This is a genomic window from Fibrisoma limi BUZ 3 (genome assembly GCF_000296815.2).
Classification (GTDB): Bacteria; Bacteroidota; Bacteroidia; order Cytophagales; family Spirosomataceae; genus Fibrisoma; species Fibrisoma limi.
In genome coordinates, this window is the sequence record NZ_CAIT01000006.1 from 342,306 (window position 1) to 363,464 (window position 21,159).

The window sequence follows — 21,159 nt, forward strand, 5'->3', positions numbered from 1 at the left end:
TCACCGGTGAAACCGTAACTGTATTAACGACTGACTTCCAATGCGTACATTTTTCTCTTTATTAACCCCACTGCTATTGCTGACCGGACTACTGACCGGCTGGGAGACTCAGGCCCAGAAACCCCTCGATGACGTACTGTACCTCCGAAACGGCTGGATACTACGCGGTCGGTTGCTGTCAACCCCTAGCGATTCAGTTGTTTCGATTCAGACGTATGACCATAACCGTTTTGTGTTTCCCCGCGATCAGGTGCAGTCGCTAACCAGAGAACCGGCCAAAAATCCGTCCTCGCTCCGGTACCGCGAACGGGGCTATGGGCTCTTTGCCGAACTGGGTGCTCTGGCGGCCCGCAACACTACCGCCGACGCCGTAACGACATCGGCTTTTACGTTCCACATTGTCAATGGCTACAAATTCAATCAATGGCTGTACGCAGGTCTTGGAACGGGCGTTGATCTATACGCTACGCAGACGTTCGTGCCGGTGTTTGGCAGTCTGCGGGGCGACTTTACCCGAACGGGCGGAGTCATTCCGTTCTATTTCGCCGACGGAGGCTACGGCTTCAACGCGACCGTTAACAACAGCCAGAGCCTGCGCTACGCCGGTGGGGCTTACGCATCGGCCGGTGCTGGGTTAAAAATCCTGTTTCAAGGCAACTCCGGGTTTCTGGTGAGCGTGGGGTATTACCTGCAGCGGTCCACGATTACGCAGACCACCGCAGGAACCAGTACGCGTCAGGAAGTTGATTACAACCGGATTGCGATCCGGGCGGGTTTCTCACTGTAGCACGGGAGCGTCGGTGCGGGGGAGCCGACGTTCAAACTCGTCCACGTGCTCATCGGTCAGGTCGAGGTGCGTAACGAACCGGACCAGGTGTTTGCCGAACGTAACGGCGCGGATACCTTTCTCGGCCAGTTGAGCGACGTAGTCGGTGGCCAGGATCTGCTCGGTGAGCCGGAAAATTACAATGTTCGTATCGACCGGGAATACCTCCACGACCTCGGGTAGCTCCTGCACCAGTGCGCCCAGTTTCCGGGCACGCAGGTGATCAATCTTCAGCCGTTCGATGTGGTTATCGAGGGCGTAGATACCGGCTGCGGCCAAGAAACCGGCCTGTCGCCAGCCACCCCCCATGAGCTTCCGGAAGCGCCGGGCCTGGCTGATGAAGTCGACTTTGCCCAGCAGTAACGACCCGACCGGGCACCCTAATCCTTTGGACAGACAGATACTGATCGAATCGAATAACTGACCATACGCAATTGGCGTATCGCCGGTTTCAACCAGCGCGTTGAACAGCCGGGCACCATCGAGGTGCAGTAACAACCCGTGTTCATTGCATACCTGCCGGATGGCCGCTATTTGGGGTACTGTATAGTAGCAACCCCCACCTTTGTTTACTGTGTTTTCGAGCACCACCAGCCGTGATAGGGGCTTGTGTGGGTCGGCGGGGCTATAAATGTAATCGCGAACGAGTTCGGGCGTCAGTTTACCGCGCTCACCCTGAGCCAGACTCACTGACGCCAGCGCGTTGACCGCAATGCCCCCACCTTCGTAAAGGTACACGTGCGAAAGCTGGTCGCAGATCACATCGTCGCCGGGACGGGTGTGGGTCCGGATAGCGAGCTGGTTGGTCATCGTGCCCGATGCACAGAACAGGGCTGCTTCCATGCCGAACAGCCTGGCGGCTTTGGTTTCGAGGGTATTGACCGTCGGGTCGTCACCCAGTACGTCGTCGCCGACGTCGGCGGTCATCATGGCCGTCAACATGCCCGGAGTAGGCTTGGTAACGGTATCGCTGCGGAGATCAATAATCATGAATAAACGAACGTAAGGCAGCCGCTTTTCGTTGCCGTTCGGCTGCTTTTAGCCTGCAATATACCGAAAATTAGCCGATTCTGGCCTGTTTTTTGGTTGTCAGGTGGTTAGCCAGACGTAGCAGGTGGCACAGGCTAAAGTCAGCTGACCAAAAAGCCCGGCTGCCTTGCTTTTGTACGGCTTCCTTGTATTTTTGGGCAGCCTTTTTGGTTGACGCTCCCACCGGCAGAGCCCCAAAAGCGGAGTTAACCCCAATCCTTAACCTGCTATGTTGACCAATAAAACTCCCTGGATTATTCTGTTAGTGCTTTGGATGGCCGGTTCGACCTGGTGGCATGTCTGCAAAATCAAGCAGCTCTGTCCCGAGTTTGCAACCGCCGAAACCAATGCACAACCAACAACCGATACGCCAACCCCAAAGCCCACGCTGACAATCTCGGATGGTGGCCAGTTCCGTCAGGTGTTTCCGGGTACGATTCATTTTGCCCGCTCGGGCGCAAACGCCGACCTGAACGGGCTGGGTGGCACCCTCGACTCGCTGGTGACCTACCTGAAAGCAAATCCTGACCGGACACTGATTATTACCGGGTACTATGACCTGGCCGAAACCAATCCGACCAGCCTCGACAACCTGGGGCTGGCACGGGCCGAGGCCATAAAACAGTACCTGGTCGAACAGGGCATTCCGGCGGCATCGCTGACCACCCGGGGACGCCTTGAAAATGATCTGACCTTCGACGGCGAAACGCTCGTGGATGGTCTGGCTTTCGCTTTTGGTTCCGGCGAACCAGCTCCGGTGCAACCAACACCGGCTGCACCCGATACGACAGCTACCGTAACGGCATCAACGACCGTAGCAGCCCCCTTGTCGGCGGCCGAAACCGAGTCGTTGCCAAAGACGGAAGAAGGGCTGGCCAACGCCGAAAAATTCACCTCGGTTTTTGAACCGATTGACCTGTATTTTCCGCTGTCCGAAGCTAACTACATCCGTACCGACGAAACGCAGAAGTTTTTCCGGGAAGCGGCCAAATACCTGGCTGATCACAAAGACAAGCGGCTGGTCGTGACGGGCTACACCGACAGCGCCGGTCCCGACGATGTTAACCTGCGGCTGTCCCGCGACCGGGCCAATGTCGTCAAATCCCGGTTACGTAGGGCAGGGATTGAGGCTGGACAAATTGAGGTAATTGCCAAGGGCGAAGCTGAACCGAAAGCATCTAACGAAACGCGGGAAGGGCGCCGGGCTAATCGCCGGGTGTCGGTGGTGGTTAGATAAAATGGGTTTGACTGCTACATCAGTGCTGACCGGAATCGCTCACTCAGTCGCGAAGTACACTGCAAACCAAATACCGAAACTGTAAACGTGAACACCAATGTTTGACATGAATCCCCTTAACCTGCCCGATGCGCAGTTGCAACAGTGGATCATGCTGTTTGTGGCCGGCACGCTGGGCTTTATCATTGGCTACGTTTCCCGTAGGGGAATCATCCGCCAACTGGAAACAACGCTGGTCAATACTGAGCAGAAGCTGGACGACTGTCACCGTATGCCGGTGTCGGTGGCCGGTAGTGACGAGTCGATGATTCTGGCCCGTATCCGCACCCGTGCCAACGAACTGAACTTCGACCGGATCGGGCTGGCATCGCCGTCGGGGGCGGACAACCTGAAGCTGATTGTCGGCATCGGGCCATTTCTGGAACGTAAACTGAATGCAGCGGGTATTTATACCTTTCGGCAAATCGCTAATTTCAACCAGCAGGATATTGATCAGATAAACGACATCATTGAGTTTTTTCCTGGCCGAATCGAGCGCGACGACTGGGTAGGGCAGGCCGCCGAATTGCATCGTAGAACCCACTGAGTTTTTAACACATCGATATTATGTTTGGATTAGATCCGCTCAATCCGCTCACTGCCATCACCGAAATACTGTTGTTGCTGCTGCTGGCGGCCTTCGTCGGCTGGTTGCTCGGCCGACTTGTGCTCAATGGCCGGGTCGGTCAACTGCGCAGGTCAATCCGGCAGAAAAAAGCTGAACTGGAAGATTGTCGGCAGGGGAAAGGACTAAGTGCAGCGGTTGACCAACCCGCTCCGGTTATCGAAAAAACGCCCGTGATACCGGCTTATATCGAAGCGGACCCGCTGCTGCCCGCGCTGAACGGCGATGCCACCCCCCATCCCGTGGCTGATCAACCCATCCCGTCGATGGTGGGAACTCCCGTACCGCTCTCAACGACTGCTGCAGCCGGAAATTCTGAAGCGGCCGTTTTGAGTCGGATCGCGGCCCGGGCGCATGAACTGAACTTTGACCGGATTGGCCGCGCTACAGCCGCCGAAGCCGACGATCTGAAAGACATCGTCGGTGTTGGGCCATTTCTGGAGCGTAAACTGCACAGTCTCGGCATTTACACTTTCCGGCAGGTAGCCAATTTTACCCAGGAGGATATTGTCAAGGTAAACGAAATCATTGAATTCTTCCCCGGACGCATCGAACGCGACGACTGGGTCGGGCAGGCTAAATCCTTCCACGAACGTAAGTACGGTGCACGGAGCTAGTACCCTGTCGTATGGATCGACATCAGCGATTGGGTAAGCGATCCGTACTTTGGGACGTACCGCATAGGCGCGGGCGTACCGGTGGCAGCTTTACCCTGTCGTATTCTGTTCAAAAAGTCCTGTTGCCATTGATAGGAGTGTCATGAATAAGACAGGCAGAACGCCTGCAATGAAATATCTTCCCTTTTCACTACAACATCGCGACTTTTGGCTACATCCGTTTTTTGGCTACGACTGAACTTTGTAGCAACAAAAAACGAAAACAATGAACGTAGCAAACAGCACCATCCTCATTACAGGCGGAACCAGCGGAATTGGTTTAGAGCTTGTCAAACAACTTAGCCAGCAAGGGGCAAACCTCATCGTTACCGGGCGTAGCCTTGACGCATTGCACCAGACGAAACGGCAATTTCCTAACGTTCAGGTCTTTCAAAGCGATGTAAGCAAATCGAAGGACATTGAGCAGCTTTACAAGGACGTTACACAACAGTTCCCCGCGTTGAACATCATCATCAATAACGCAGGGCTGATGCGGCTGATCGATTTGCAGGATACCCGCCTTGATTCAGAAAACATAGTTCGTGAAATCAACACCAACCTCACGGGGACGATCCAGATGGTGCATCACTTTTTGCCGCACCTGTTAAAGCAAAAATCAGCTGCCATCGTCAATGTTTCATCGGCCATTGCCTTTATGGCCTATTCGTCGGCACCTATTTACAGTGCTTCAAAAGCAGGGGTTCACGCGTATACAAAAGCGTTACGGCTACAACTTGAAGGCACAAACGTAAACGTGTTTGAAGTGATACCGCCGGGGGTTAATACAAACCTTCAGAATGACTGGGTGCTACAACCCAACCCCGGCCAAATGATGGACGCCGACAAATTAGTAAAGGAGGTCGTCAAAGGGTTGTCGAACGATACGTTAGAGATTAAGCCGGGCCCCGTGAAGGTGATAAAATTAGCGAGCCGAATTGCCCCCGACTTCATTGAGCGAAACCTAGGCCACCGTGAGTTTGAGAAATTTAAACAACTGAGCAAGCAATGATCAAGACTGTAATCTCCGTCCTGTTGCTGGCTATTTCGGCCTTCCTAAGCATCAAGCACGGCTGGGATGCCTTCCAGCCTGCCAATGCTGAGCAAACAAAAATGATGGCCGATTTAGGCATCAGTAAAGCCATTATGCCGTTTTTTGGTGTGTTTTCCATCATTATCGGCCTGATGCTGCTTTTCCCGCAAACCTTTTTCATCGGTAATGTGCTGAACGCGGTAACCATTGTCCTGATTATGGCTTTATCGTTACGAGCCGGCAATTCAACAATGGCGTTGATGGAAATACCTTTTCTAGCCATGCCGCTGGCCCTGATTTGGCTGAAGTATCCGTTTAAATTCTAAAACCAGCTTTTGCTCATGGCTATTACGAAACCGTATCGCATCGAATCCATCACGGAAATACACCGATTGATGGGGCTTCCCAAGCCGCACCATCCCCTCATCGGCATGATCGATCTGAAAGGTTTAAAAGACCTGGCAGCGAATCCGGCTATTCAAGCCGTTGTGTTTGACCTCTATGTGGTATCGATGAAGCGAGGTTGCGACAAACTGTTTTACGGACAGCAGAAATACGATTTCGATGAGGGGTTAATGGCGTTCCTGGCACCCGGACAGATTCTGCGGGGTGAGGAGAACGGTGTGCCGCATCAGCTTGAAGGCTGGATGCTGTTTATTCACCCCGACTTCTTGTGGAACACGTCACTTTCCAGAAAAATAAAGCAGTACGACTACTTCGGCTATGCTGCCCATGAAGCGTTGTTTCTTTCTGACAAAGAAGAAACAATCATCAATGGCATTATCGAAACCATCAAAAACGAGTACCAGGCCAATATCGATAAATTCAGTCAGGACGTCATCGTTGCTCATCTGGAGGTGCTGTTTACATATGCCCAGCGGTTTTACGAGCGCCAGTTCATCACCCGCAAAATAACCAACAGCAAGCTGTTAGAACGGGTAGACGACATGTTGACGGATTACTTCAATGACGACGACTTGATTTCTAAAGGACTGCCTACGGTACAGCAGATTGCCGAAACGCTAAACGTCTCCACCAAATATCTGAGCAGTTTGCTCAAGCAGCTTACCGGCCAAACGACGCAGCAACTCATCCACGAAAAGCTGATTGACAAAGCCAAAGAAAAACTTTCCACCACAGAATTGTCAGTCAGCGAAATCGCCTATGGATTAGGCTTCGAGCACTCGCAGTCCTTCAACAAGCTCTTCAAAGCCAAGACCAACCAGAGCCCGCTGGAGTTCAGGGCTTCGTTTAATTAATTGACTAAGAACCTGTTTACACTGTCGATACAACAGACAGATGGGAGTAGGACAATGGAACAGGCACGTCCTACAAATCAGCGTCTATACAAAAAACAAAACCATCGATTATCATGCGTAAAACCATTTTTATCACAGGGGCTTCCTCTGGCTTGGGCAAGGCAACTGCAACGTTGTTTCAGGCAAAAGGCTGGAACGTTGTAGCCACTATGCGGTCGCCAGAAAGCGAAAAAGAGTTGAATCAACTCGAGAATGTGACACTGTTGCCGCTTGATGTTACCAACCCAGTCGAAATAAAAAACACTGTGGCGAAAGCGATCAGCCTTCATGAAATTGATGCGGTGTTCAACAATGCTGGCTACGGACTAATGGGAGCCTTAGAAGCTTTCTCCGATGACCAGATTGTCAATCAGCTTAATACCAACCTTCTGGGCGTTATTAGGGTAACAAAAGAATTTATTCCTCATTTCAGGGAACGGAAATCCGGAGTTTTTGTAGGTACAACGTCGATGGGTGGCTTGTTAGCTTTTCCGTTGCATAGCGTATATCATGCCGCCAAGTTTGGGGTGGAGGGCTGGAGCGAGAGTATGTCGTTTGAATTAGCCATGCACAATATTCAGATCAAAACGGTTGCTCCAGGAGCCATTGCCACCGATTTCACAGGGCGTTCACTTGACAAAGTGCCGTCCTCTGAATACACAAGCCTGGAGGATAAACTCTTTGCAAACGTAGATAAAATGATGAGTGTTGCAGCCGATGCCACCCAAATAGCGGCTGTGGTTTATGAAGCCGTAACAGATGGAAAAGACCAGGTAAACTATGTAGCAGGAGAAGACGCAAAAGCAATTTATGCAAGGCGTTTAGAAATCGGCCCCAATGCATTCAGGCAGGAAATCAAAGCCCAATTTTTAGGATAGACCTACCGTAAAAAAGCGTATGGGTAATCAGCTGGGATGCTACCACCCAGATAATAAAGCTATTTATTGGGGCTTTTCACTTTTGGCTACAACAAAAGTCATTTAGACTAACTCCACTAATTCCATCAATAAGACCTTCGTAGCATCAACTTCCTAACCTCAGTTAGGTAGGGTTTCGATTGGCCAGCATGTACTTGTCAAGTAGGTATTATTCACCAATGAGTTCACTATGGTGTTCAAATTGATTGTAAATGATGAAAATAAACGTCACGATTAATGATGTAGCCAGCGCCTTTGACGTCGACCCCGATATGCCTTTGCTATGGCTCATTCGGGACGAAGCCAAGCTGAAAGGAACCAAGTTTGGCTGTGGAATGGCCCAATGTGGTGCCTGTTCGGCCCACGTAGATGGTGAACTGGTTCGTACCTGTTCGTACCCGGTTCATCTGGCGCACGAAAAAAAGATAACCACAATTGAGGGGCTATCGGCCAACCCCAACCACCTCCATCCGATCCAACAGGCATGGCTGGAAGTCCAGGTTCCGCAGTGTGGATACTGTCAATCTGGATTTATGATGGCAGCGGCTCACCTGTTGGAAGAAAACTCAAACCCAACCGAAGAAGATATCAAAAACGGCATAACCAATATTTGTCGCTGTGGAACCCACCCGCGCATTATTAAAGCGATTCTTCTGGCTGCTAAACTGAAAAACAATGGCACAACCAACTGATAAACCGAAGAAGGGCTTTTCCCGGCGAAAATTCCTGGCCCGATCTGGGGCGACCATAGCGGGTTCTCTTGCTCTGCTCTACTTCGGGCGATCCAACATACGGAGCGGCATAAGTCAATTAGCTGCCGACGTAAAATTTGATGCGGGTATTACCGATTTTGACCCAATGCTGTGGTTCGAGGTGAATGAGGATAACACCATTACCCTGCGATCACCCAAAATAGAAATGGGGCAAGGCGTTTTTACTGGTTTTGCGATGCTGGCTGCTGAAGAGCTTGATCTACCCATCGACAACATAAAGGTTGTCCATGCATCCACTTCAACCGGCCCACAAAGCACGGCTGCCACTGGGCTCAGTAATAGTACTGCTTCGTTATACACCCCTATTCGGGAAGTAGCAGCCACCTTGCGCGAAACCCTAAAGCTGGCAGCCTCGAAAGCATGGGGCGTTCCGATTTCGGGTATCCAGACAGCCAATGGTGTTCTGACGGCCGGCAGTCGCCGGGCGAGTTATGCCGAAATCGCCGGACAAACCCAGACATGGGAAATCGCCAAAACACCCGCGCTACGGCCGGCATCGTCGTTCAAAATCATCGGCAAAGCCCAGAAGCGAATTGATCTGCCCGAAAAGATAATGGGCGAGGCCGTGTATGGCATCGATACGGACATTCCGGGCATGCTTTACGGTGCGGTTTTGTACTGTCCATACGTTGGCGGAGTGTTGAAAACGGCGGATACAACGCTGGCCAGAACGAATCCGGCTGTCTTAAGTGTCGTTCAGGACAAAAACTGGATCGGGGTCGTAGCTAAAACAAGGTTTGCTGCTGAAAAAGCGATTGCCGGGATCAAGGCTACCTGGGACTTTGAACCGAACTACTCCACCAAAGATGCCATTGAGGCCATTACGGTCGGTAACGGCGTAACGGTGGTGATGGAAGACGAAGGCAACGCAACGGATGCGCTGAACAGTGACGTGTTGACCAGCGAATACCGAACCCCAATGGGCTTTCACGCGTCTATGGAGCCGAGTATTGTCGTGGCTGACGTATCGGGCGAAACCGTGAAGCTTTACACGTCCACGCAGAATGTAGCGTTCATACAACAGTCTATTGCCGACCAAACCCATTTTAAGCCAGAAAATAGTCAAATCATGCCCGCTTTTTTAGGGGGCGGATTTGGTCGAAGAGCATTTAAGCACAATGCCATTGAGGCTATCAAACTGTCTGAGGCCGCAGGCAAGCCCGTCCATTTACTTTCTACCCGGCAACAGGAGTTTCAAAATGGCCATGTGAGGCCCAACACGCATCACAGGCTAAACGGAAAAGTAGATGCAAAGGGAAAAATCCAGGCCATTCAGCATGAATTTGCCACAGGATCTATGGCTTTTTTAGGAATGCCTGTAGCAAAACCTCTTTTAGGGGCTGACTTTATGGCGGCCGGGCATGGAGGACGAGTTCCTTATGCCATACCCAACAAAAAAACAAGCATATGGAGCAGCGACCTTCCCTTTCAGACCGGTCTGTGGCGGGGTGTGGGCATGTTTGCGAACACGTTTGCAATAGAAAGCTTCATCGACGAACTGGCCATTAAAGCCGGTGCCGATCCGTTAACCTTCCGAATGGCTCATTGTGGGAACACCGCATTATTGCAACGTCGGAAAAAACTGTTGCAGAAACTGGGTGAACAAGGAGGCTGGCGTAAACCGAAAACGGATACGATTGGCCGGGGCATTGCTGTCTGCGAAGATCATGACACCATTTCGGGAGCTATCGTCGAACTGGAAATCGTCGAGAAAAAAATAAAAATTCTGCGCGTAGTTCAGGCCATCGACGCTGGCTTACTGGTCAATCCGGACGGGGTAAGACAACAGGTAGAAGGCGCTACCATGATGGCCATCAGTGCTTCGCTGTACGAGGAAGCAACGATTGAAAACAGTCAGTTTGTGCAGACCAATTTTCACAATTATCAGGTCGCAAAGCTCAAGGATACGCCACAAATAGACGTACTTATTCGGGAAAGTACGGAGATGCCCTCCGGTGTAGGCGAGCCTCCTCTTTCGCCGGTTGCCCCGGCCATCGCCAATGCTCTGTATAATTTAACCGGAATTCGATTGCGGTCGCTTCCCTTGCAGGCTGCGTTGGATTCATATTATCAGGAGACAGGAAGTTGAACGAAACGTTAACTCAAGTCATGCCATGCCAACCCGGAAACCGATACGACTAAAGACCATTACGGAAGCGCATCAGCTATCTGGGTTGGCCAACCCCGAACATCCACTTATAAGCATTGTTGATTACACCGACCTTCAATCGTCTACCAGTAACAACGTAGATATAAATCAGGGGCTACTATTGGATTTCTATTACATCACCCTCAAAAAAGGCTTCAAAAATAAATTATATTATGGCCAGCAGACCTATGATTTTGATGAGGGTATGTTATACTTTGTTGCGCCTAATCAGCTAATAAGAGGGGCAGGTGCCAGCCCCGAAGACGACCTGTCTGGTTGGATTTTACTTGTCCATCCGGATCTTTTGTGGGGAACATCACTGGCGAGCAAAATAAAAAATTATGAATTCTTCAATTACGCAATCAACGAAGCGCTGTTTCTATCTGACAAGGAAAGAACAATCATCAATGATATAATCAAACATATAAGAATCGAGTATTTCTCAAACATTGACAGGTTCAGCCAGGATATTATTGTTTCACATTTAGAAACTCTTCTGACCTATGCCGAGCGATTTTACCAACGACAGTTCATCACTCGAAAAATTAACAATCATCAAATCCTAGCTCGATTAGAAGAACTCTTGTCGGACTATTTTAACGATGAAGAATTATCAACGAAAGGGTTGCCGACTGTTCAATACATTTCAAAAAGTTTACACATTTCGCAAAGTTATTTAAGAGGGTTACTTAAATCGTTGACCGGCCAGACTACACAGCAACTCATCCACGAAAAGCTGATTGACAAAGCCAAAGAAAAGCTATCAACCACAGAGCTGACCGTCAGCGAGATTGCGTACGAACTAGGTTTTGAGCACTCTCAGTCCTTCAATAAGCTCTTCAAAGCCAAGACAAACCAAAGCCCGCTGGAGTTCAGGGCTTCGTTTAATTAATTGACCAAGAACCTGTTTACACTGTCGATGCAACGGACAGATGAGCGTATTACACTGAAACAGACAAGTTTTAAGAATCAGCGTTCATAGGAAAAACACAACAAATTGATTATCATGAATAAAACCATTTTTATTACAGGGGCTTCCTCCGGCTTGGGCAAGGCAACGGCAAAGTTGTTTCATGAAAAAGGCTGGAACGTCATAGCAACTATGCGGTCGCCAGAAAGCGAAAAAGAGTTGAATCAGCTCGAGAATGTGACGCTGTTACCACTCGATGTTACCAACCCAGTCGAAATAAAAAACACGGTAGCTAAAGCGATCAGCCTTCATGAAATTGATGCGGTGTTCAACAATGCTGGCTACGGACTAATGGGAGCCTTAGAAGCTTTCTCCGATGACCAGATTGTCAATCAGCTTAATACCAACCTTCTGGGCGTTATTAGGGTAACAAAAGAATTTATTCCTCATTTCAGGGAACGGAAATCCGGAGTTTTTGTAAGTACAACGTCGATGGGTGGATTATTAGCTTTTCCGTTGCATAGCGTATATCATGCCGCCAAGTTTGGGGTGGAGGGCTGGAGCGAAAGTATGTCGTTTGAATTAGCCATGCACAATATTCAGATCAAAACGGTTGCTCCAGGAGCCATTGCCACCGATTTCACAGGGCGTTCACTGGACAAAGTACCGTCCTCTGAATACACAAGCCTGGAAGATAAACTCTTTGCAAACGTAGATAAAATGATGAGTGTTGCAGCCGATGCCACCCAAATAGCGGCTGTGGTTTATGAAGCCGTAACAGATGGAAAAGACCAGGTAAACTATGTAGCAGGAGAAGATGCAAAAGCAATTTATGCAAGGCGTTTAGAAATCGGTCCTAATGCATTCAGGCAGGAAATCAAATCCCAGTTTTTGGAACAACCTGACCAATAAGAGCCTATTAATAGTTAGCTCAGACGCCTAAAAACCAATTAGGTGGTTGTGCGCACCCAACTACCCCACAAACAATAGATTGGCTCATTCAGACTTTTCACTTTTGGCTAAATTCATCAATTGCATCAATAAGACCTTTGTTTTATCTACTTCGTAATTGAGGTGGGGTTGTAATTGGCCAATGTGTGAGTACCAGCCTTTGCTTAACCTCAAAACTCGTTTGATACAGTGTTCGAACGGATTCTAAACGATGAAAATAGACCTCACGCTTAATGGTATAGCCAGAATGACCTTAGCTTTTAGTTTTGCGCCTGATGAGTTAGTTATTGATAAATAGTAGCCAGGTAAGAAGAGTAAAGTACTCTGACAATAAAGAGTAATCCATGTCATATCAGGACAATGTTGATGCCACCAGACAGTTGCTGAATCAAAATGCGGGTATATTAAGTTTATACCTCATATCTAATTGCCTCTGTCTACGAACCAGGCAAGGTAAGTACGTTTAAAATGTAGTGTTTCCTTTTAGGGACTACCGAAGCAAACCGGTGACTATGGATTTGACAGTTATTGATCTGCTCCTTCTTGTTATCGTCTTGCTGTCAATCTGGAGTGGCTGGCAGAAAGGTTTTATTCTGGGCAGTATCCAGTTACTATCACTGGTGGCTGGCCTGGTAATCGCTCTCACTTTGTATCAATACCTCGCTGCATGGCTGGCCACCTATTTTCCCTCATTGGGTGTGTGGAATCTGCCAGTGTCGTTTCTGATAACGTTGATGCTGGCTCGTCTGGTACTGTCGTTGATTACCAATCGGGTCCTGCGCGATGTACCGATCAAGGCTCACGTTCATGACGTGAACCGGTTTTTGGGTATGATTCCGGGCTTGATCATGGGCGTTATCTACGCGTCGTTTGCTGGAGCATTATTAATGGCTTTGCCGCTTTCTGAGGGATTAACCACCAGTAGCCGCAACAGCCTACTGGCCAGCCGCCTGTCGCAGCCCGTTGAGTGGCTCGAACAGAAACTAGCGCCGGTTTTTGAAGAAGCCATCGGGCGGTCGATGAACAACATGATGGTGGAGCCGTCGTCGAGCAAGTCCATTACCTTGCCATTCACCGTAACCGATGCCCGGGTCCGTCCCGATCTGGAAACCCGGATGTTGGAACTCGTCAACGAAGAACGGGCGAAAGAAGGTCTGGAACCACTCAAAGCCGATCCCGAGTTGGCCAGGGTTGCCCGCAACCACTCCCGCGATATGTTTGTCCGTGGTTATTTTTCGCACGTTACTCCCGATGGCAAGGACCCCTTCGATCGGATACGGGCCGCCAACGTACGATTTCGGTCGGCGGGCGAAAACCTCGCACTGGCGCAAACAGTCAATATTGCCCACACCGGCCTGATGAACTCGCCCGGCCACCGCGCCAACATCCTGCAACCGGCGTTCGGACGGGTTGGAATCGGTATCCTCGATGGGGGAATGCATGGTCTGATGGTCACGCAGAACTTCCGAAATTGACAGCTAGGTAGCCGGTTTAGGCGTATCGATCGATGAGATCACTCAGTTTCTGCTGGATGTTGCCTTCCATTACGCCACCGTGATAACATACAACCCGTTCAATGGCAAGCGACTGCAGTTTGCGGGCCGAATCCACCGCCTGCTTTAAATCAATGGCAAACTGCGGATTGGCAATGTTGAATGAACCATCTTCAATAACCAGAGCGTCGCAGGCAATCAGTGTGCGCGAGCCCGGCAAATAAACGGAAATATGGCCAGGCGTATGACCCGGTGTGTCGATAATCTGAACATCTTCCCAGCGAGTCGGCTGAGCATCACTGAATATGACATCAACGTTCACTGGCTGAATGCGTTTCAGCATCTCCTGGAAAGCTATAGCCCCTGGTTTCTGTTCCTCCGGCAGTAAATCGTGCAAAGCCTCTGCCTGTTGTAGCCGGGCTGATTTGACCTGGCCATTGATAGAAGGGGCTTCAATAGATGAGGCATAGACTGTAAGCGATGGGTACTCCCGTTTCAGTTCGTACAGTCCGCCAACGTGATCGATGTCGTGGTGAGAAATGAGGATACCCGTGAGATCGGCCAGCGACAACCCATGCTGATTGGCAGCCGTCTCAAGCAGAGGCATGAAACCGGCGTACCCACAGTCAATCAGAATTCGGTGGTGTTGGTCCCGGAGAATGACCGGGTACAATATATCGTTTTTGTTGTCGAACGTAAAAGGGATGCCAAGTACGTGTAAGGTCATCATAATTTTGGGCAAGAGAGAGTAGGGGCAAAAGTACAACCGGTAGCCTCCTGTTAGAGTCATGAAGCCGCTCTTCAAACAAAAACGGGCGGCCGAGGCCACCCACTATTCAATTCAGGTTGTTTAGTTACCTTGTTTTACTCGGCAGATTCATTAACCGTAGCGTTCACAAACTGGAAATAATCCACGTTCCGCAAACCGGCTACCTCGCCGATCACAATCACGGCCGGGTTGCCCACATTAGCTTCTTCGACCTTCTCAACAATATCCGAAACACGACCAACGACCACCCGCTCATCCGGCAATGTACCGTTCTGGACAATGGCGACGGGTGTTTCAGACTTGCCAATCTGAGCAAACAAAGTCGTAATCTCAGCCAGCTTGTGCATACCCATCAGGATAACGACCGTAGCCGATGACTGAGCCGCTAGCTGAAGATCTCCGGAAAGCTTGCCTTCTTTTGTCGTTCCCGTTACGACCCAGAAGCTTTCCGACACCCCGCGGGTCGTCAGTGGAATACCAGCGCTGGCCGGTACGGCGTAACTACTCGAAATCCCAGGAATCACCTCCGTCTCGATACCGTATTGACGGGCGTACTCCATTTCTTCATACCCCCGGCCGAAGACGAACGAATCGCCACCTTTCAGCCGTACGACATGGCCGTACTGCTGGGCGTAGTGTACAATCAGCGGGTTTATGTCTTCCTGCACGCATGAATACGCACCCCGGCGTTTGCCGACGTACACTTTGAGTGCATCAGGACGGCAGTATTCCAGCAACTCAGGAGCTACCAGCGCGTCGTACATAACAACGTCGGCCGCTTTGAGTGCTTTAATGCCTTTCAGAGTTATTAGTTCCGGATCACCAGGACCCGCACCTACGAGGGTTAACTTCATGGGTTCAATTAGTGAATGAGTGAATGAGCGAATTAATGAATGTCTGGAATTGTATTCGCTCATTCACTCATTCACTCTTTCGCTCATTGAATTAGCTGTCCTGTGCTTGCGTAAGTTCCTGCAATTCAGGTGCACCTTCAAGTTCGATCTGCCGTTCGCGGTAGGCCTGAACATTGGTCAGGAACTCTATAGCATCCGCGATGAACTGCCGGGCAAATGCTTCGGAAGGCTCCTGCTTGTTGATGCTGAAGACCCGTGTTTTGAAGTCGCCTTCGGCTTCGTGGAAACCCGATTCGCCGACGAAATGCTTATCGAAGTCGCTGACGATACCGTGTTGGGTGTTCGTCGGTACGTCGCGGCTCATCAGGGCCGCTTTGGCACCGGTAATGAACGTATTGTAAGCGTGGTAGATGGCATCTGCCCACCGGCTTTCGGCCAGGGCTTCGTTGGACCAATTCAATTTCTCCTGGGCTTCGGTCAACGTAGTGGCCACCAGGTCGAGAATAACGCTGGCGCACTCGCCGACCCCCACTTCCGTTACGAACTGCTCGGTATGATCCCAGTCAATGTAATCGCTGTCAACCACGGTTTTCAGATCAGCCAACGGCTTCAGCAGCGTGTAGAAATAGTTCTTACCCTGCCGGGCGTAGTAATCGCTGTAGTATTCGCCGTCAAACGCATTGGCTTCGTAGTCGCGTAGCAGCAGACGTAGCGAATCCGGTCCGCGCTTAGTCGGGATTTTGATGACCTTATCGGCAATGAGGCCTTCACCTTTGCCGTTGAAGCCACCACCCAGCAGTACCTGCAGGGCAGGCAAGACGTAGGCACCGTTCTTGAGTGACGAGCCGTGGTAGCCGATGTTCGCGACCGAATGCTGACCGCAGCCGTTCATGCAACCGCTGATCTTGATCTTAATGTCGTCGTTGAAAACGAGGTCCGGGAATTCCTCGCGCATCATCGTTTCCAGCGCCCGCGTGATCCCGTAGCTGCTCGAAATGGCCAGGTTACAGGTATCCGTGCCGGGGCAGGTGGTGATGTCGGCCGTGGTGTCGAAGCCGGGTTCGGCCAGACCTAACGCGTCGAGTTCATGGAAAACGGCGGTCAAATCTTCCGGACGAATAAAACGGAGCAGGTAGCCCTGGTTCACCGTTACCCGAATATCGTCGGCCGCATATTTCTTCACGATACCCGCCAGCGCCCGTGCCGTATCGGACGACATATCGCCCAGCAACACCCGAAGCTGTACGGCGTACCAGCCCTTTTGTTTCTGCTCAAAAACGTTGGTTCTGAACCAGGTGCTCAATTTTGCATCGGAGGTTTCCAGTTTGAAGCCGGAGACTTCCGGCCGATCCGGACGAACGTCAAGCGCTAAACCCGGAACCTCAAACGTTTTATTTTTCAACGCCGGGGTTTCTTCCTCAATCCGGCGCAGCATTTCATCCAGACCCAGGTCATTGAGCAGATACTTCATCCGGGCCTTGTGGCGCTTCGTACGTTCGCCATAGCGGTCGAACACGCGAATAACGCCCTCAATAAACGGGATGATGCGGTCTTCTTCCAGAAAGTCAAAAGCTGTTTGGGCCGCGAAGGGTTGCGCCCCCAGTCCACCGCCAAGCATAACTTTGAAGCCGCGCTTACCGTCCTGAACCCGGGCAACCAGGCCAACATCGTGCATGTAGCCATAGGCCGAATCCTGCTCTGATGACGACACAGAAATCTTGAACTTGCGGCCCATATCCTGACAGATCGGGTTGCGCAGGAAGTAATCGAAAATGGTATAGGCGTAGGGTGTAATGTCGAACGGCTCCTCGGGGTCGATACCGGCGCGGGCCGAACCCGTTACGTTCCGAACGGTATTACCGCAGGCTTCCTTCAACGTAACGCTGGCATCTTCCAGATCGGCCCAGAGCTGGGGCGAATCAGCCAGTTTTACAAAGTGAAGCTGAATATCCTGACGAGTCGTGGCGTGGAGATTGCCGGTTGCATAGCGGTCTGATACGTCAGCAATTCGGATAAGCTGATCGGCCGTGATGCGTCCGTGAGGCAATTTGATCCGAATCATCTGCACCCCCGGCTGGCGCTGTCCGTATACTCCCCGCGTGAGTCGAAACTTACGGAAGTGTTCGTCGGTCATAGCACCGGAAACGAAATTACTGATCTTCTTTTCGAGGTCTATGATGTCGCGCCGGGCGGCAGCACCAACATTATCTGAGATTCGGATAGACATAATAGTATGTAGTCTATAGAATTAATCAACTAATACATGTAAACAAAGGCCGGATCTCCGGCGCTTCGTTAATTACTGTACAATGATAAAGTAAATCCTATTGGGATAGGTTCCGGAAGGCGATAGCTTTTCGTTATGAAGGATAAACAAAAGTTATCGGCTACCCGTTGGCAGCTTCCTTATGCTTCAGTAACGAGCATGACGGCTCCTACTGTTACGTTCGATGTTTCATCGATAAGGATAGCACTGCCTGTAGTGCGGTTGCGGTCGTACGGATCGAAGCTGATCGGTTGAGCCGTGCGCAGCACTACTTTGGCCAGATCGTTCAGTTTCAGGCTCTCTACGCCTTCTATTTCTTCGTAGGTGTTTACGTTTACCTGAAACAGAATCTCACGAATCGAGCAGCGCGTCCGGAACGTACCCACCTGTAACAGGTATTTACTGCCTACTTTACATTCTTTGGTATCCATCCAGCACAGCATGGCTTCGGCGGTTTGTGTAACCACCGGCTGGCTATTCGAACGGACAATGAGATCGCCACGGCTAACGTCTACGTCATCGGCCAGATGCAGCACCACCGACATGGGTGAAATGGCTTCGTCATAGTGGGTTTCGGCTACCTCAATCGCATCAATGGTTGAGGTTTCGCCCGACGGCAGGATCGTTATCGCGTCGCCCTTGCGGAAAATACCGCTCGTAATTCGACCCGCGTAGCCCCGGTAATCGTGCAGTTCGGTCGTTTGCGGACGGATCACGTACTGCACCGGAAAACGGGCCTGATCGACGTTGAGATCGTCATCAACTTCAACCGTTTCGAGGTAGTCGAGCAGCGCCTGCCCTTCGTACCACGGCATATTTTCCGATTTATCGACCACGTTGTCGCCGTTCAGGGCGCTCATTGGGATGTAGGTTACGTGCTTTGTATTCAGTTTCTGCGCCAGTTCATTGTACTGAATGCAGATATTGGAGAACACATCCTGCGAGTAACCAACGAGATCCATTTTATTCACCGCCACGACGATGTGCGGAATACCCAGCAGCGATGCAATCAGCGAGTGGCGTCGCGTCTGTTCTACGACACCCTGTCGGGCGTCGATAAGCACGATGGCCAGTTGGCAGTTCGACGCGCCCGTCACCATGTTCCGGGTGTATTGAATATGGCCCGGCGCATCGACGATGATAAACTTGCGCTTCGGCGTCTGGAAGTAACGGTACGCTACGTCGATGGTGATGCCCTGTTCACGCTCCGAGCGAAGGCCGTCGGTTAGCAGCGCCAGGTCAACCGGAGCCGCACTGGCGGACCGGCCGGACTGATCGCCGGTGTTGCGGTTTTTACTGGCCCGTTCGATGGCTTCCAACTGGTCGGCCAGGATGGATTTTGAATCGTATAACAGGCGTCCGATCAGTGTGCTTTTGCCGTCGTCGACGCTGCCTGCGGTAATAAATCTAAGTAAGTCCATATATTACTGAGTGAACGAGTGAACGAGTGAATCAGCGAAAAGCGTCACGACACGCAGTAGATCACTCTGTCGCTGATGCACTCGTTCACTCATTAGAAATAGCCTCCCTTTTTTCGATCCTCCATGGCGGCTTCGCTCATCTGGTCGTCCATACGGGTTTCGCCCCGTTCGGAGATACGCGTGGCCTGAATTTCGGCAATAACTGCATCAAGTGTGCTGGCCTCCGATTCAACGGCGGCTGTGCAGGAGATGTCACCGACGGTTCGGAAACGAACCCGGCGCGTCACGATCTGGTCACCTTCATCGGGTTTGATGATGCCGCCTTCAGTAGCCATCAGCTTGCCGTCGCGCTGAATCAGTTCACGCTCGTGGGCGAAGTAGATGTTGGGCAGAGCAATATTCTCGCGTCGGATGTAATTCCATACGTCCAGCTCGGTCCAGTTAGAAATCGGGAACACCCGGACGTTCTCGCCCTTGTGAATTTTGCCGTTGTAAAGGTTCCAGAGTTCGGGCCGCTGGCGTTTGGGGTCCCATGAACCAAACTCATCGCGGACAGAAAACACACGCTCTTTGGCGCGGGCTTTTTCCTCATCCCGGCGGGCACCTCCAATGCAGGCATCGAACTCAAACTCTTCGATGGTGTCGAGCAGCGTAAACGTTTGCAGCCCGTTTCGGGTAGCGTTACGACCGGTAGGTTCCTTCAGCTTCTTCTCGCGGATGGTGTCTTCGACGTAGCGAACAATGAGCCGCTCGCCTAGGCTTTCGGCCAGGTGGTCGCGGAAATCCAGCGCTTCCTGGAAGTTATGCCCCGTATCAATATGAACCAACGGAAACGGGAACTTACCCGGCCGGAAGGCTTTACGGGCCAGATGCACCAGCGTTATCGAGTCCTTACCGCCCGAAAACAGCAGGGCCGGCCGTTCAAACTGCCCGGCTACTTCCCGCATGATGTGGATCGCTTCGGATTCGAGCTGATCGAGATAGTCAAGTTTCATGTTTAAAGAGTGAAAGAGCGAATGAGTGAAAGAGCGAAAGAGGTCAACACAAGCAGTAGTTCACTCTTTCGCTCTTTTTCTCTTTCGCTCATTTAGCATGTAGTCCGCATTCTTTTTTGGAATTGTCTTCCCACCACCAGCGTCCGGCGCGGAAATCTTCGCCTTCCTGGATAGCGCGGGTGCAGGGCTGGCAACCGATACTCACAAATCCCCGATCGTGGAGCGGGTTGTACGGTACGTTGTTAACGCGGACGTATTCCTTCACCTGATCGAACGTCCAGTCCATCAGTGGGTGAAATTTGAAGAGGTTATGGCTACCATCCCATTCCAAGTGGGTCATACCCTGCCGGTTCTGCGACTGCTCGGCCCGAATGCCGGTGATCCAGATTTTGTTGCCCGCCAGCGCCCGGTTCAGCGGTTGTACTTTGCGGATGAAGCAGCACTCTTTCCGGTTTTCGATGGATTCGTACATGCTGTACGGGCCTTTCTCGGTCATCAGCTTTTCCACGGCGGCCTGGTCCGGAAAGTATGTATCGATTCGGGTGGCGTAGCGGTCGTTGGTTTTTTTCCAGACCGAATACGTTTCTGAGAACATCCGGCCCGTATCAAGGGTGAAGATCTTAATGGGGATGTCGTTGGCGAGAATCAGGTCGGTGATGACCTGGTCTTCGTAGCCGAGGCTGGTCGAGAAAATAACCTCGCCCGGAAACAGGTCGGCCAGCGTCCGAAGGCTTTCCACTTCGGTTTTACCGGCTAACTGTTCGGTCAGCGCTTCGAGGGTGTACGGTTGTGCAGCTATCATCTAGTTTTATCAGTATAAATCGGGGTCAATCCGAATTACTTCCACGAATTGCCCATGCAAATGGTCGAAATCTTTGTCTGTTGTGATACGCGAAGCTCCTTCTAATGAGGCAGAAGCTG

20 protein-coding genes are annotated in these 21,159 nt (G+C 51.1%); 13 read left to right on the forward strand and 7 right to left on the reverse strand.

What is annotated here, in order from left to right; genetic code table 11:
• The first annotated feature begins 40 nt into the window (after positions 1 to 40).
• Entirely contained in the window at positions 41 to 787 is a 747-nt protein-coding gene (locus tag BN8_RS09340) for a hypothetical protein (RefSeq protein WP_009281598.1), read from the forward strand.
• On the opposite strand, the gene BN8_RS09345 is transcribed toward BN8_RS09340, so the two are convergent.
• The gene (locus BN8_RS09345; protein ID WP_009281599.1) at positions 779 to 1,816 is read right to left on the reverse strand and encodes a threonine aldolase family protein; all 1,038 of its coding nucleotides are present in this window, start codon (positions 1,814 to 1,816) and stop codon (positions 779 to 781) included. The genes BN8_RS09340 and BN8_RS09345 overlap by 9 nt on opposite strands.
• Before the next feature lie 268 nt (positions 1,817 to 2,084).
• Here BN8_RS09345 and BN8_RS09350 point away from each other — a divergent pair, with 268 nt between their 5' ends.
• The 12 genes from BN8_RS09350 to BN8_RS09405 all read left to right on the forward strand — a co-directional run bounded on the left by BN8_RS09350 (position 2,085) and on the right by BN8_RS09405 (position 13,915).
• Entirely contained in the window at positions 2,085 to 3,092 is a 1,008-nt protein-coding gene (locus BN8_RS09350) for an OmpA family protein (RefSeq protein ID WP_009281601.1), read from the forward strand.
• Positions 3,093 to 3,189: 97 nt separating this feature from the next.
• Positions 3,190 to 3,678 (forward strand): helix-hairpin-helix domain-containing protein, encoded by a 489-nt coding sequence (locus BN8_RS09355; protein ID WP_009281602.1) that lies wholly within the window; start codon positions 3,190 to 3,192, stop codon positions 3,676 to 3,678.
• A gap of 20 nt (positions 3,679 to 3,698) precedes the next feature.
• On the forward strand, positions 3,699 to 4,373 hold the full coding sequence (locus BN8_RS09360; RefSeq protein WP_009281603.1) for a helix-hairpin-helix domain-containing protein: 675 nt from the start codon (positions 3,699 to 3,701) through the stop codon (positions 4,371 to 4,373).
• Positions 4,374 to 4,638: 265 nt separating this feature from the next.
• Positions 4,639 to 5,421, forward strand: coding sequence for an SDR family oxidoreductase (locus tag BN8_RS09365; protein ID WP_009281604.1), 783 nt, complete (start codon positions 4,639 to 4,641; stop codon positions 5,419 to 5,421).
• Complete coding sequence (locus BN8_RS09370; protein ID WP_009281605.1) at positions 5,418 to 5,768, forward strand: hypothetical protein; 351 nt, start codon at positions 5,418 to 5,420, stop codon at positions 5,766 to 5,768. Before BN8_RS09365 ends, BN8_RS09370 begins: the two co-directional genes overlap by 4 nt.
• Positions 5,769 to 5,783: 15 nt before the next feature.
• On the forward strand, positions 5,784 to 6,701 hold the full coding sequence (locus tag BN8_RS09375; protein ID WP_009281606.1) for a helix-turn-helix domain-containing protein: 918 nt from the start codon (positions 5,784 to 5,786) through the stop codon (positions 6,699 to 6,701).
• Positions 6,702 to 6,814: 113 nt separating this feature from the next.
• On the forward strand, positions 6,815 to 7,618 hold the full coding sequence (locus BN8_RS09380; RefSeq protein ID WP_009281607.1) for an SDR family oxidoreductase: 804 nt from the start codon (positions 6,815 to 6,817) through the stop codon (positions 7,616 to 7,618).
• Positions 7,619 to 7,869: 251 nt separating this feature from the next.
• Positions 7,870 to 8,349: a (2Fe-2S)-binding protein gene (locus tag BN8_RS09385; RefSeq protein ID WP_009281608.1), complete on the forward strand. Its 480-nt coding sequence runs from the start codon at positions 7,870 to 7,872 to the stop codon at positions 8,347 to 8,349.
• Positions 8,333 to 10,519: a xanthine dehydrogenase family protein molybdopterin-binding subunit gene (locus tag BN8_RS09390; RefSeq protein WP_009281609.1), complete on the forward strand. Its 2,187-nt coding sequence runs from the start codon at positions 8,333 to 8,335 to the stop codon at positions 10,517 to 10,519. The genes BN8_RS09385 and BN8_RS09390 overlap by 17 nt, the downstream gene beginning before the upstream one ends.
• Positions 10,520 to 10,544: 25 nt before the next feature.
• Positions 10,545 to 11,471 carry a helix-turn-helix domain-containing protein gene (locus BN8_RS09395; protein WP_009281610.1) on the forward strand — a complete coding sequence of 309 codons (927 nt, stop codon included), beginning with the start codon at positions 10,545 to 10,547 and terminating at the stop codon, positions 11,469 to 11,471.
• Between the two features lie 114 nt (positions 11,472 to 11,585).
• Complete coding sequence (locus BN8_RS09400) at positions 11,586 to 12,401, forward strand: SDR family oxidoreductase (protein ID WP_009281611.1); 816 nt, start codon at positions 11,586 to 11,588, stop codon at positions 12,399 to 12,401.
• Positions 12,402 to 12,952: 551 nt separating this feature from the next.
• Positions 12,953 to 13,915 (forward strand): CvpA family protein, encoded by a 963-nt coding sequence (locus BN8_RS09405; protein WP_009281613.1) that lies wholly within the window; start codon positions 12,953 to 12,955, stop codon positions 13,913 to 13,915.
• 16 nt (positions 13,916 to 13,931) lie between these two features.
• Here the strand turns inward: BN8_RS09405 and BN8_RS09410 are convergent, their stop codons facing one another.
• The 6 genes from BN8_RS09410 to BN8_RS09435 all read right to left on the reverse strand — a co-directional run bounded on the left by BN8_RS09410 (position 13,932) and on the right by BN8_RS09435 (position 21,040).
• Positions 13,932 to 14,663 carry an MBL fold metallo-hydrolase gene (locus tag BN8_RS09410; protein WP_040005678.1) on the reverse strand — a complete coding sequence of 244 codons (732 nt, stop codon included), beginning with the start codon at positions 14,661 to 14,663 and terminating at the stop codon, positions 13,932 to 13,934.
• A 134-nt stretch (positions 14,664 to 14,797) separates the two neighbouring features.
• A complete protein-coding gene (gene cobA, locus BN8_RS09415) occupies positions 14,798 to 15,556 on the reverse strand; it encodes a uroporphyrinogen-III C-methyltransferase (protein ID WP_040005679.1) in 759 nt (252 codons plus the stop codon).
• 91 nt (positions 15,557 to 15,647) lie between these two features.
• Positions 15,648 to 17,783 (reverse strand): nitrite/sulfite reductase, encoded by a 2,136-nt coding sequence (locus tag BN8_RS09420; RefSeq protein ID WP_009281616.1) that lies wholly within the window; start codon positions 17,781 to 17,783, stop codon positions 15,648 to 15,650.
• A gap of 179 nt (positions 17,784 to 17,962) precedes the next feature.
• On the reverse strand, positions 17,963 to 19,243 hold the full coding sequence (locus BN8_RS09425) for a sulfate adenylyltransferase subunit 1 (RefSeq protein ID WP_009281617.1): 1,281 nt from the start codon (positions 19,241 to 19,243) through the stop codon (positions 17,963 to 17,965).
• Positions 19,244 to 19,335: 92 nt separating this feature from the next.
• Positions 19,336 to 20,238 carry a sulfate adenylyltransferase subunit CysD gene (gene cysD, locus BN8_RS09430; RefSeq protein ID WP_009281618.1) on the reverse strand — a complete coding sequence of 301 codons (903 nt, stop codon included), beginning with the start codon at positions 20,236 to 20,238 and terminating at the stop codon, positions 19,336 to 19,338.
• Between the two features lie 88 nt (positions 20,239 to 20,326).
• Positions 20,327 to 21,040 carry a phosphoadenylyl-sulfate reductase gene (locus tag BN8_RS09435; protein ID WP_009281619.1) on the reverse strand — a complete coding sequence of 238 codons (714 nt, stop codon included), beginning with the start codon at positions 21,038 to 21,040 and terminating at the stop codon, positions 20,327 to 20,329.
• Positions 21,041 to 21,159: the final 119 nt, after the last annotated feature.

Bases quoted from the DNA above. Each gene is read 5' to 3' on its own strand.
- BN8_RS09385 (WP_009281608.1), top strand. From the start codon at position 7,870: ATGATGAAAATAAACGTCACGATTAATGATGTAGCCAGCGCCTTTGAC.
- BN8_RS09420 (WP_009281616.1), bottom strand. From the start codon at position 17,783: ATGTCTATCCGAATCTCAGATAATGTTGGTGCTGCCGCCCGGCGCGAC.
- BN8_RS09370 (WP_009281605.1), top strand. From the start codon at position 5,418: ATGATCAAGACTGTAATCTCCGTCCTGTTGCTGGCTATTTCGGCCTTC.
- cysD (WP_009281618.1), bottom strand. From the start codon at position 20,238: ATGAAACTTGACTATCTCGATCAGCTCGAATCCGAAGCGATCCACATC.
- BN8_RS09365 (WP_009281604.1), top strand. From the start codon at position 4,639: ATGAACGTAGCAAACAGCACCATCCTCATTACAGGCGGAACCAGCGGA.
- cobA (WP_040005679.1), bottom strand. From the start codon at position 15,556: ATGAAGTTAACCCTCGTAGGTGCGGGTCCTGGTGATCCGGAACTAATA.
- BN8_RS09395 (WP_009281610.1), top strand. From the start codon at position 10,545: ATGCCAACCCGGAAACCGATACGACTAAAGACCATTACGGAAGCGCAT.
- BN8_RS09425 (WP_009281617.1), bottom strand. From the start codon at position 19,243: ATGGACTTACTTAGATTTATTACCGCAGGCAGCGTCGACGACGGCAAA.
- BN8_RS09350 (WP_009281601.1), top strand. From the start codon at position 2,085: ATGTTGACCAATAAAACTCCCTGGATTATTCTGTTAGTGCTTTGGATG.
- BN8_RS09360 (WP_009281603.1), top strand. From the start codon at position 3,699: ATGTTTGGATTAGATCCGCTCAATCCGCTCACTGCCATCACCGAAATA.
- BN8_RS09340 (WP_009281598.1), top strand. From the start codon at position 41: ATGCGTACATTTTTCTCTTTATTAACCCCACTGCTATTGCTGACCGGA.
- BN8_RS09405 (WP_009281613.1), top strand. From the start codon at position 12,953: ATGGATTTGACAGTTATTGATCTGCTCCTTCTTGTTATCGTCTTGCTG.
- BN8_RS09345 (WP_009281599.1), bottom strand. From the start codon at position 1,816: ATGATTATTGATCTCCGCAGCGATACCGTTACCAAGCCTACTCCGGGC.
- BN8_RS09380 (WP_009281607.1), top strand. From the start codon at position 6,815: ATGCGTAAAACCATTTTTATCACAGGGGCTTCCTCTGGCTTGGGCAAG.
- BN8_RS09355 (WP_009281602.1), top strand. From the start codon at position 3,190: ATGTTTGACATGAATCCCCTTAACCTGCCCGATGCGCAGTTGCAACAG.
- BN8_RS09375 (WP_009281606.1), top strand. From the start codon at position 5,784: ATGGCTATTACGAAACCGTATCGCATCGAATCCATCACGGAAATACAC.
- BN8_RS09400 (WP_009281611.1), top strand. From the start codon at position 11,586: ATGAATAAAACCATTTTTATTACAGGGGCTTCCTCCGGCTTGGGCAAG.
- BN8_RS09390 (WP_009281609.1), top strand. From the start codon at position 8,333: ATGGCACAACCAACTGATAAACCGAAGAAGGGCTTTTCCCGGCGAAAA.
- BN8_RS09435 (WP_009281619.1), bottom strand. From the start codon at position 21,040: ATGATAGCTGCACAACCGTACACCCTCGAAGCGCTGACCGAACAGTTA.
- BN8_RS09410 (WP_040005678.1), bottom strand. From the start codon at position 14,663: ATGATGACCTTACACGTACTTGGCATCCCTTTTACGTTCGACAACAAA.